9 protein-coding genes and 1 pseudogene are annotated in these 11,995 nt (G+C 38.1%); 9 read left to right on the forward strand and 1 reads right to left on the reverse strand.

Annotated features, from left to right (window positions below; translation table 11 throughout):
* Nucleotides 1-57: 57 nt before the first annotated feature.
* Nucleotides 58-582 carry a pentapeptide repeat-containing protein gene (locus NSMS1_RS24090; protein WP_224087222.1) on the reverse strand — a complete coding sequence of 175 codons (525 nt, stop codon included), beginning with the start codon at nt 580-582 and terminating at the stop codon, nt 58-60.
* Nucleotides 583-1,176: 594 nt separating this feature from the next.
* On the opposite strand from NSMS1_RS24090, the pseudogene NSMS1_RS24095 reads away from it, so the two are divergent.
* The 9 genes and pseudogenes from NSMS1_RS24095 to NSMS1_RS24130 form a co-directional block, all read left to right on the forward strand.
* Nucleotides 1,177-1,416, forward strand: a pseudogene (locus tag NSMS1_RS24095) (peptidase S8); the annotation flags it as partial.
* 276 nt (nt 1,417-1,692) lie between these two features.
* Nucleotides 1,693-4,455, forward strand: coding sequence for a TIGR02921 family PEP-CTERM protein (locus NSMS1_RS24100; RefSeq protein WP_224087223.1), 2,763 nt, complete (start codon nt 1,693-1,695; stop codon nt 4,453-4,455).
* Nucleotides 4,456-4,627: 172 nt separating this feature from the next.
* Complete coding sequence (locus tag NSMS1_RS24105; RefSeq protein ID WP_224087224.1) at nt 4,628-4,792, forward strand: hypothetical protein; 165 nt, start codon at nt 4,628-4,630, stop codon at nt 4,790-4,792.
* An 88-nt stretch (nt 4,793-4,880) separates the two neighbouring features.
* A complete protein-coding gene (locus tag NSMS1_RS24110) occupies nt 4,881-6,065 on the forward strand; it encodes an esterase-like activity of phytase family protein (RefSeq protein WP_224087225.1) in 1,185 nt (394 codons plus the stop codon).
* Nucleotides 6,066-6,423: 358 nt separating this feature from the next.
* Complete coding sequence (locus NSMS1_RS35175; RefSeq protein WP_263432536.1) at nt 6,424-6,546, forward strand: hypothetical protein; 123 nt, start codon at nt 6,424-6,426, stop codon at nt 6,544-6,546.
* Between the two features lie 211 nt (nt 6,547-6,757).
* Nucleotides 6,758-8,674 (forward strand): lipoxygenase family protein, encoded by a 1,917-nt coding sequence (locus NSMS1_RS24115; protein ID WP_224087226.1) that lies wholly within the window; start codon nt 6,758-6,760, stop codon nt 8,672-8,674.
* Between the two features lie 17 nt (nt 8,675-8,691).
* Nucleotides 8,692-10,041 (forward strand): cytochrome P450, encoded by a 1,350-nt coding sequence (locus NSMS1_RS24120; RefSeq protein WP_224087227.1) that lies wholly within the window; start codon nt 8,692-8,694, stop codon nt 10,039-10,041.
* A 37-nt stretch (nt 10,042-10,078) separates the two neighbouring features.
* A complete protein-coding gene (locus NSMS1_RS24125; RefSeq protein ID WP_224087228.1) occupies nt 10,079-10,657 on the forward strand; it encodes a hypothetical protein in 579 nt (192 codons plus the stop codon).
* A gap of 358 nt (nt 10,658-11,015) precedes the next feature.
* On the forward strand, nt 11,016-11,474 hold the full coding sequence (locus tag NSMS1_RS24130) for an orange carotenoid protein N-terminal domain-containing protein (RefSeq protein WP_224087229.1): 459 nt from the start codon (nt 11,016-11,018) through the stop codon (nt 11,472-11,474).
* The last annotated feature ends 521 nt before the right edge of the window (nt 11,475-11,995 follow it).

Genomic DNA, 11,995 nt, shown 5'->3' on the forward strand with positions numbered 1-11,995 from the left:
CAGCGCATAACTCACCTGTACAGGCGTAGATTTTTACGAATATACGCCTGTACTATTCTATTGATCTAAAATTGTGCCTTCTACATTAGCTCCTTCTAAATTTGCGCCGTTGAGATTAGCTTGACTCAAATCAGCTTGGTTGAGATTTGCCTGTTCCAAGTCAGCCACAGTTAAATCTGCACCACTGAGATCGGCCCTATCCAAGTTTGCTGCTTGCAAGTTAGCTTCTTGCAACTCTGCTTCACTGAGATTGGCTTGAATTAGTTTGGCAACAGTCAAATTAGCTTTGCTTAAATTAGCACCATCTAAAATCGCACCATCTAGAATTGCACCATCTAGAATTGCACCGCCTAAATTACTACCTGAGAGGTTAGCATTTCTTAAATCTGCGCCATTCAAATCTGCTTCTACTAAACTACTACCCGCTAAATTAGCATCTCTAAGATCCGCTCCATCTAAAACAGCTTGATCGAAAATTACACCACTTAACTCTGCTCCCCTTAAGTCTGCCTCACTTAAGTGGATAGCAGTGAAATTTCTCTCACCCGCAGCGTAGTTTTTTAGGAGTTCGTTTGCTTTCATACTGATACTTCACCTATGCTAAATAGCCGATTAAAAAATTCCCAATACTCGCTATTGGGAATTTTGTCATCATTATGGAAACACACTCTAAATTAAGTTAACAAATATTAACTAGATACATAACTACCTTTAGGCATGGGTTAAATTCATTCCTTAGATAGATGTTTGAGCAATATCACTCAATTCAATAACGAAGATACAAGTGGGGACAATACGGTTCGGTTAAAGGGGAAAGGCGAAGGGGAAAAGGGAAGAAAAAACCTTTAACCCTTACCCTTTAACCTTTTCCCTAAACCAATTATTAGTTCAAAATGCTTATCCGAACCGTATTGCAAGTGGGGAGTAGGAGAGATGGGAGAGACAAGGGAGTGGCGAAAGAAACCCACCCCTAACCCCTCCCAGGATGGGAATAGGGGAAAACAACTATGGACTAATGGCTAAATTTGCAATTCTTATCAACTTTATTCGGGAAAACCAAATTAATAACTTGTATCCAGAAGCAATTATTTCTAAGCCGTCTGTGATTTGTGATCCCTACTGAAAATTACACGCAAAATACATAGGCTTAGTATCCTTCAGAGTAGGAGATTAGGTATGGTTCAAGTTCGCTACAGTGAACAGAATGGTGAACGGTATGAACTAGAGATTAGTGACAATCATATTGTAGTACGTACCGAAAGCCGCAGTGCGCTTGTGGGTAATAGACCGTTTGAAGTCGCCACTGTTTTGCCTCAATCCTATAATATTCTCAATAGATTTGATAACTCAAATCTATTTGCACAGGTGGGTGTAGAAGTGTTCCAAGCTAAAGAACCAAGTCAGGATAGTGCTTTGTGATTTCTTTGTGCGATCGCACCACATTTTAGGGAATCATAAATTTAATACCAATTTGCAACAACAAAGCAGCAGATACAAACGTAGAAACCTAAATAAAACCGCAACGTCTTAATTACAAATTACATCGTATTCGCTGAAAAACTTATCATATCTTGGTAGCTGGTAATGGGTAATTGTCGAAGCAATCACCCACTACTAATTAAACCAACAATATTGTAAGTAACTGACCGGATTTGATATTACGAATTAAAACTTGGTAGGAGGAGTAAGGCTGTGAAGCTGTTTTGGAATATTTGTTTTTATGGTATATTCTGGCTGTGGAATCTGACGTTCTTATCTTTTGTTTATTTACTGATATTACCGCTAGTAGGTGTACCTTTATTTTTAGCAACTTTAAGAGGAGATATCCCTGCTGAATTTTCCTTAACGCTTGTAGCCTTAATTGCCATTCCTACCATCGCTAGTATTATCGGTGGCTGGCGATTTCTCAAACAGCCATTACAACTTATTCGGCTATTTTATGGTGTTGAAGCTCCGCTATTTACCTTATGTTTATTACGGTTATTTCTGATTCGGGAACTGACACCAGCCAGCAGTCAAATTATGCTGACAACGGGTGTTTGTATAGCGGCTTTTGCGGGAGAACTATTTTGGGGTTATGCTTCTCGACGTAAGAACGGATTGCAGTGGGTGCAAATGTTAGCCCATACTTTGATGCTGATATTTGGCATTTATGCAGGTGCAGTATTATTATTCTATGCCTTACCTCTAGCCGTATTCTTAATAAAAGAGTTTTGCAAGTTTGAATGGGTAATGCCATTATGGTATATGTTATACCATTCAGCTTTTATTGGTGGTTTATTATTTATTTTACTGTGGTTAATTCTTACTGGCTTTAGTGCAACATTGTTTATTGCTATGCCATCGGCATTATCAGCAATGTATGTACATTCTGGAGCTAAAATTTTACGGTCATTTGCTTCAGAACATGGAAGAAACAAGACATTTGTTGGTGCTAGTGCAGTTATTGTGGCATTTGCAGTTACTTTTATATCGTTACAACAGCAGCCCCAAGTATTAGCTTTTTCTTTGTTAGCTAATGCGCCTAAAAATGATAGCGATCGCCAAACCTTAATAGCCAATTCAGAACAAATCCGTACAGGCTTAGTTAACGCTTATTTATCATCCTATCGCTATCTCAGCAGCAAGCAAGATAATAATCACATTACAGTGATGTATCGTGATATTTTAGGCTTAAATAAGTCGGCTGCTGATGGTGTGCAAGGAATTTATAATTTCCTTATGTCGCCATTTTTATATAATGGTTCTGAAAAAGATGCGGCTAAGGCAGAAAACATTTACGCAGAATTTTTTGATACGCCTTTACAAAAAGCTGAAAAAGCAGCAGTTAGTCACGCAGTACAATCTACTTTTAACGAACAAGAAGTTAAGGCAGGTTTATTAAATATCAACGAGAAAAAGGTTTGGTTAGCATCACAACAAGTCACAGTTAAAGAACATGGTGATTGGGCTGATGTAGAATTGTACGAAGTTTACAAAAACCAAACACCCGAAGTTCAAGAAGTTTTTTATTCCTTTTCTCTGCCGGAAAGCGCCGTCATTACGGGCTTATGGTTGGGTGATACTAATAACTTAAACCAACGCTTTAACTTTGTTGTTTCTCCGCGCGGTGCTGCCCAAAAAGTTTATAATTCTCAAGTGCGACGAGAACGCCCTGTAGATCCAGCCTTACTAGAACAAGTAGGGCCAAGACATTATCGTTTACGGGCTTTTCCCATTCCTCCCAACAATGTACAACAAATAGAAGGACAACCACCACGCCCCACCGAAATGCACCTATGGTTGACTTATAAGGTGATGGGAGAAGATAAAGGTTGGGCGATGCCTGATTTGGGGGAAAGACGTAATATCTTTTGGACAGATAAAACTAAGCGTATTCGTAACGGTAAGGAAGTAGGTTTGAAAGAAAATGCTTGGTTAGAAACATACATTCCCGCCAGTGGTAAAGTTCAACCTGTATTGCATGAGGTGAATTTAGCTGAAGGCTATAAATTATTAGCCAAACCTTTATCTAAAGGTGATTACACTTTACCTAAAAATCAGCGTATCGCCTTAGTTCTCGACACCTCCCGTAGCATGGGTGAACATACCAAGGAATTGGCACAAACATTATCTTGGTTGAAACAACACGGCTTTGCTGATAATGATTTAACCAACAATGATGCGGATTTATATCTTACTACTTCCCCTGGTACTACACCCAAACGATTAGATGATATCCAGCAATTCCTACCGGAAAAAATCACTTTCTACGGTACAATTCAACCCCAAGAAATGCTGGCACAATTTAATAGTTTGCGTGGGAATACAAGTTATGATGCTGTTTTATTGGTAAGTGATGAAGGCAGTTATGAACTGTCGAAAAACAATAAGACTGCGCCTACAATTTCTGCACCTTTGTGGATGGTACATTTAGGAAGATTGCCTGGGGCTTATAACGATGGCATCATCAAATCATTACAAGATAGTGGCGGTGGTGTTGGTGTTGATATTGCCGAGGTGTTGCAAAGAATAGCTACAAAATCAGTCTTAGGTGATACGGTTGTAAGTGTTGTTAATGGTTATGCTTGGTATCGGCAAACATTAGAAGCAAGAACCACCAATCAACAAGATGATTTACTTCCCTTAGCCGCTAGACAATTAATTTTAGGCTTGAGTAAACAAATTAAGCTAGACAATCTCAAAGGTTTGGACGCAATTCACGCGATCGCTAAAAAGTATCAGATTGTCAGTCCCTATTCCTCTATGCTGGTATTAGTCAATGACGAACAAAGACGCTTACTCAAAGAGGCAGAAGCCCAAAGCGATCGCTTTGACCGTAAAGTAGAGAATGGTAAGGAAAATCTCTCTAAACCCAATAATCCCTTAAAAGTTAGTGTACCTGAACCCTCTGGTGGATGGCTATTAGGTGTGAGTGCGATCGCATTATTTGTACTGGTGAAGCGTCGGCGCTAAATTATCCATCTGAAACTGATAGGTAATTATAGTTTGTAATTACCTATCATTCATAATCATTACCACAGATATTATTCTTTATTTGTCAATCATATTTACAAAAATATAAAAACATAGGTTACTATATTTATGCGTCAAAAACCACCTTGCATTCTTAACAACATATGATTATATGGAAGTCATAGACTTAACACTATCGAGCTACCGTTGGTATCGTCGCTTACGTGGTGGAACGTGGTGGGAAGTAGAAATTCCCTTATTTGATGGTTCTCAAATCCTTTGGGTACATAATTTGCCAGAATGTGAATGCTATGTTTTGCAAATAGAAAAATATTAGTTATTTATTGTCTAAGTCTTGGTAAATTGATAGTAAAAACTGCTTTACACTTAGGGCTACAAAAGCTTGTGTCCTACTAAAATAAAATATGCAAATAATTAGAAAAAAGATAAATTGGCGAATATTGATTTCATTTACTATTGGAGTTTTAGCCGCTAGCTTCTTATTCAGTAATGTGGCGATAGGTGCAGTAGAAATTAGCAGCATTCAATTTATCGGACAAGCTACATTACCGAAGGGGTTGTCATTTCAAAAGACTGAAGTAGGGGGATTATCTGGAATTACCTATGATGCTAGTAATGACCTCTATTATGCCATTTCTGATGATAGAGGACAAAAAGCACCTGCGCGTTTCTACACCTTCAAAATAGATTTAAGGCAAGGTAAGCTACAAGATAAAGGTGTGATGCCTGTAGGTGTCACTACATTATTAAACGAAAATGGTCAAACTTTTTCCCCTGGAGAAACCGATACAGAAGGAATTGCTGTTACTCAAGCGGAAACTGTCTTCATTTCCTCTGAAGGAGATGTAAATAAATTAATTCCCCCTTTTATTAAAGAATTTCCTTTATCTTCAGGTAAAGTTAGTAAAACATTACCGATACCAGAAAAGTTCTTACCAGATAAAGATAGTAAGCAAGGTATCCGCAATAACTTGGCTTTTGAAAGTCTGACTATTACACCTAATAATCAATATTTATTTACAGCTACAGAAAATGCTTTAATTCAAGACGGCCCAGCCGCACAACCTAATGTTGGCAGTCCTTGCCGAATTTTGCAATATAATTTAAAAACCAATCAACCAGAAAAAGAGTTTTTCTACCAAACAGAACCCGTATCAACATTGTTTAATTTAACAGGTAAATTTGCCAGTGGCTTATCTGATTTACTCGCGTTAGATAATCAAGGTCACTTCTTGAGCCTAGAACGAAGTTTCACAGGTTTGGGTTTTGATATCGCGTTATTTCAAGTTTTTCTGGAAGGCGCTGATGATATCCAACATATAGATAGTTTGTTAGCAGTTAACTCTCAAAACATCAAACCAGTCCAGAAAAAATTACTTTTAGATTTACGTACTTTAGATGTGGCACTAGATAATATAGAAGGTTTAACCCTTGGCCCTACACTACCTAATGGACAAAAAGCCTTAATTCTTATTAGTGATAATAATTTTAATTCTATACAACGTAATCAAATTCTCGCCTTTCAACTGAAAATAGAATCTCCTTTAATGAGGTTGTTACGGCGAATATTACCAAATTTTAACCGCTAATATTAAATTGCTATATTGCGATCGCCTGACAAAGATCCTTCATGCACATCTTGGCTTGGTGCATCTACCATCGTTTAACCCAGGTGATGATGGTTAGCACTAACAATAACATCTCGCAAAGCTATGTTAATCCCTTGAGCGCGAATTAAGGCGTAAGTTCTTACAGAATGTGGGTCTAATACCTAAAGTATCCCCTTCCAAACTCGGAAAGTGATTTTCCGCAGATGTAGATGTATAACAGGTATATTTATTTTAACTTATAGGTATGGAAGAAACCAAACAAACTACAACTTTTAGCCAATCGGAATGACATCTAATGGGTCAAATCCCACATTCTGTTATTCAAAAACCTTAAATTATGAATATATGCACAGTTAAATCTGATACAGATTTGTATAAACTCACCTTAGTAGAGTTTATAGAAATACTGGCAATGCAATTTGACTTATATCAAAATATTCCTAACATTGAGGCACATTAAATTACATTAAGTAATAGTCAAGAATTTTAGAGAATAATAATATTTTGCAAACTAGCCTTTCAAGACGTTGCTTGAGAGTGTTATTGATTTTTTTAAGATAGCTAGTTTATCACTATTTTTGCCTAATACTTTATGTCTTTTACTAGGTAAAATCTGTTATTTTTAAATTGAATCTCGATTTTTTTAAATTTACTATATACAAGGAGTTTATGTGAATAATTCATTACCAAATGATCCAGTAAATTTATCTATTGCTGATAACTTGGCAGTGGCTAGGCAACAATATCAATATAACTACACTCATATTCCATCAATTGCAATGGTGGATGAGCTGCCTGCTACAGAACAATTCTCTACTAATTGGCTTTTTTTACTAGCACAGCAATTACGTGTACTATTTATTAATACCTTAATTACAAATAGAGGTAATCGTGGTTCTCAGTCAGTTCGTGATGATGTCAAAAGATTTATTCTTGAAGCCATAATCAAGGGAGCTATACCTTTTCGACTTAGTGTTATTGCCAAACTGTTACAAATAATTCCTCAATTTTTAATTAAGAGCTTATCTAAAGATTTTAGAGAAATTGATGATCTATTGTTTTCGCTACTGAGAGAATGTGGACTATCTATTTTTGAAGATTCCTTAGACCGAGTTTTAAACTTATTGTATAAAGACCAACCTACAGGTCATGTAACCAATCTCCAAGATTACGAAAAGTTACTGCCAGAAATTCCACTACCAGCGATCGCTAGTACTTATCAGCAAGATGAAGTATTTGCCTATATGCAGGTAGCAGGCTTCAATCCGGTAATGATTGAGCGAATAGAAACTCTAGGCGATGGCGTTCTGTCCACCGTAGGCGATCGCTTCCCCGTCACAGACGAACATTTCCAAGCAGTCATGGGTAGTGACGACTCTTTGAGTGCAGCCGGGCAACAAGGTAGACTTTACTTAGCAGATTATGGAATTTTGGAGGGTGCAATCAACGGCACATACCCACATGAGCAAAAATATCTCTATGCTCCCTTAGCGTTGTTTGCCTTACCCCAAGGTTCAGAATCGAACCGTCTCTTGCGCCCTATAGCTATTCAATGTGGACAAACCCCAGGCCCAGACTACCCCATCATTACCCCGCAATCGGGTAAGTATTCTTGGCTATTTGCCAAAACCGTTGTGCAAATTGCCGATGCAAACTTTCATGAAGCCGTCACTCATCTAGGTAGAACTCACTTGTTCGTCGGCCCCTTTGTGATGGCAACCTATCGACAATTACCCACCAATCATCCCCTACGTATTTTATTACACCCCCATTTCGAGGGAACTTTAGCAATCAATGATGCGGCACAAAGGATTCTTATTGCTCCTGGTGGTGGGGTTGATAGGCTACTTTCATCCACTATTGATAACGCTAGAGTTTTAGCTGTGCGTGGTTTACAAAGTTACAGCTTTAATAATGCCATGTTACCAAAACAACTCAAGCAACGTGGTGTAGATGATCCGAACTTGTTACCTGTATATCCTTATCGAGATGATGGGCTGTTGATTTGGAATGCTATTCATCAGTGGGTATCGGACTATCTAAAACTTTACTACCCTACAGATCAAAATATTCAAAAAGACACAGCACTGCAAACATGGGCAGCCGAGGCACAAGCTTATGACGGGGGACGTGTGCCTGATTTTGGCGAAAATGGTGGTATTCAAACGCGCGATTATTTAGCTGATGCTGTTACTTTAATTATTTTTACCGCCAGCGCCCAACATGGAGCAGTCAACTTTCCCCAAAAAGACTTGATGGGCTACGCTCCAGTACTACCTTTAGCTGGTTACTTACCAGCTTCTACCCTGAAAACAGAAGTAACAGAGCAAGATTACTTAAATTTACTGCCACCTTTGGATCAAGCGCAAAGACAACTAAATCTTCTATCCTTACTAGGTTCTGTCTATTACAACAAGCTTGGTGATTACCAAAAAGAATACTTTACCAACCCAAAGGTAAAACCATTGTTACAAGCCTTTCAAACAAATCTCCAACAGATTGAAGATACCATCAATCAGCGTAACTTACACCGCCCATCTTATGAGTATCTTCTACCTTCACGAATCCCTCAAAGCATCAATATCTAACTTAACCTCATAATACTATGGAACTTAAAGATAAAATTCTCAAAAACCACGATCGCCAGATCAAACTCTCCTATACTTTAGCTAAAGTCGGCTATGATACAGCGATCGGTAAGTTGTTGCGCTTACGTGCTTACTATGGTGATGCCTTGATCATGCTCAAAGCATGGAAAGATTTTCTTTATACTCGTAAGGAAAATATCGGTGACAAATATTTTGCAGTAGATCATGCAATTATGCACACATCCCATACTCAAGTGCAGGAATTGATGCAAACCGAGCCGCAAATTCGAGGAAATGATTTAGGTATCATCAGAATCTTGGCTCCTAGCTACTTACTCAACAATCCTCTCAGTTTGGGGACAAACGGTAATGAACATACAGGGGTTCGTGCTATATTTTCGCAAGTCTTACCAGACCCATCAGCACAGATAGATATCTTAGGGCGTTTAGTAGAGCAAAGTCTATCAAAAGCTGCCAATCAAGGGAAATTACACATTGGCGAAGATTTACCAAGCATGATGCTGGACATTCTGCATCAACTGATTCTGCAAATATCTTTAACTGAAGCAGAAATCAAAGCATCACGTACCTATATTCAAGGTTTACCTTTAGCATCTATTCCTAACTTTATCAGTAAATATTTACTAGCATTTAAAACAGCACCAAATATTCGACATCGCCAGCATCTAATTAATAAGTATAAACAATCTCCTCAATGGGCATTCATTCTAGAAACAGGAACAAAGCATGGACTAAATGAACATCAAATAGCTAACAGTGTTTTCGATATGATTCATATTGCCGGAACTGCTGGTACAAGTGCATTGTTAGGCTCTGTAATTGGTGTTTTGTGCCTAGACAATACTTTAAAAAACCACGTTTTATCCGAAATTAATACTGTTTGGAACTCCCAAGAAACCCTAAATGAATCTGCCATTGAACAGTCCCACCTCATGAATCAAGTAATATTAGAAACTGCTCGGCTCTATCCACCTGTAAGATTTGTTAGCCAGCTAACTACTAACTCAGGTGAAGTCGAGATAGGGGGAACAAAATGTCCATTCCAAAAGGGAACTCGCTTACTTGGCTCTATCTTTACAGCAAATAGGGATGCTAATAGATACCAAAATCCAGATAGTTTTGATGTTACACGAGATTTTTCTGATATATTATCTTGGAATGGATATGGTCATGAGCGAGCTTGTCCCGGAAGAAACTTATCAGTTGGCTTGATTAAAGTTTTCTGTCTCTACCTTTTTAAAAATTATAAATGGCAATCATTTACAGAAGTAAAATGGGATTTTGCTAAAGTGACTGCTGTTACTCCTAATGATTTAGTTTTACAAGGTTTTGCTAAACAAACTTAGATGGTTGATCACTGATTTGCATATAAGGAGACAGGTAATGACTAGAAAAATCGAGAAAAAACAACTCGATAATATTGCTACATGGATGAAACCAGTTAAAGAAACGGACTTACCATCTGTCCTTGCAGGTGTATTCTTTATGGATGGCAATCCGCTTCCAGATGATTGCATTACAATGTATAATTTAGAATGGGATATCCAAAAGCAAACCCTAATCTTACCTGTTTTTGCTCCTTTACAGTGGACTTTTCACAACACAATTTTTGGATGGCTATTACTTAGCTTATCTCGATTATTTCGATTTACTTACAAAATAGAATTTGCTGATAAAACTTTACAGCACGGTCAAATTACGCCTTTTTTGTTAGGATTGCAGATACCTAAATGGTTTATAGATGCCACAATGCACCAAGAAGAAAACTCTCCAAATGGGAATGTTTGGTATCGAAAAACCCGTTGGTTTGGTGGTCTTTTAAGACTTGGTGAGTACACTCTACGTAAAGTGGTGGATAAAGATGGTAATTATACTCCTGCTTTTAAAGAAATGCTGGCTAAGGTTAAAAATGACTGTTTAGTAATTGTCTGTGAAAATCAAAGTTCTGTTGAGAAAGTATAGCAATCTTCAACGCCCTTCTGGAGAGTGACAGCAGCTGTTTACGGAGGCTATCTCGTTCAAGCACAGAGCAGAGAATAATCTAAATGCTGAACTTGAGATGATTGCAATGGAGAAACATGGGCAGGACAAATTTCTGCTCCACGCTAAAACAGCGATCGCCGCCGATAAATGACTAACCAATTACCAATGACTAATAGCTAATGTAATATTTACATCTGTCGGAAGCTACGGTAAGCATTTATAACCACAGTAGGGTTAATCTCCCTAGCTCAATTTATAAGATTTTGTGAGTGAGGTGAGTTTTGTAGCCTCAGCAATTATCAATACACAGTTCTTATTCAGTAATCGGAGATTTACCATGACTTACGCTACCGATGAACGCACCCAAAAAGCCATAGAACAATTTCGCGGCTTTGATGTTGATACACAGTTAGCTTTACTGTGGTTTGGCTATCTTGACATTAAAGAGCAGCTACAAGGAGAAACAAATCAACCTTCTGTACAAGATACAGCCGCCGCTTTATATGATCAGATCCGCGCTTTACCAAAAGAGCAACAATTACAAGCTCAACGAGATATCGCCAGTGGCGCAAGCACCGATATTAGCCGTGCTTACAGTGCATTACATTCCAGCCCCAAAATTGACTTGTGGTTGAGATTATCACGGGGTATGGAAAACGGCGAAATTATCCAAGTCCCTGGCGATTACAAGCTACCACAACAAACCAACAGCTTTGTTGATACTGTTAAAGGCTTCGACTTTCAACAACGCATTGACTTCATTCGCAGCATCGTTTTAGAAATGGGCGCAAAATAGTATAAATAATGGGGAACTCACTTCCCCATTAGTCATTAGTCCATAATTATTAATTTATCTCCCTCATCTCCCCTCACTCCCCCACTCCCCACTTTGTAAAGCCATATTGCATAAATAGACAGTTGATACTGAAAAGCTCTACAATCTGACTGGTTGTAGTAAATTTACCTATTGCCCCATCAACTCAAACATAGTTAAAGATTTTCTAGCGATTCTGCTAGGTTGGAAAATCACGCTATTAATATAAGTAAGTCTTAGTTAGAGAGTGACCACCAATGGACGTAAAACTAATTTTAATCGGTCTAACCGTAGTATTTACTGTTTCGTGCCTATTCTTTGGGACGAAAAACGGGTTTTATGACTCAGATAACTATCATGGCAATGGTTCTGCCCACTGAAAAATGACTGGTTGCTGAGAGTAGGCAATCAGAATTTTGTGACAGTACAAATGCAAGAGGCAAATTCTCTTAGTCCCCAATTTAAAGGCTTCTCCTTATCCAACTTTTACGAACCAGTACGAG

It is taken from the genome of Nostoc sp. MS1, from assembly GCF_019976755.1.
In the GTDB taxonomy this organism is placed as follows: Bacteria; Cyanobacteriota; Cyanobacteriia; order Cyanobacteriales; family Nostocaceae; genus Trichormus.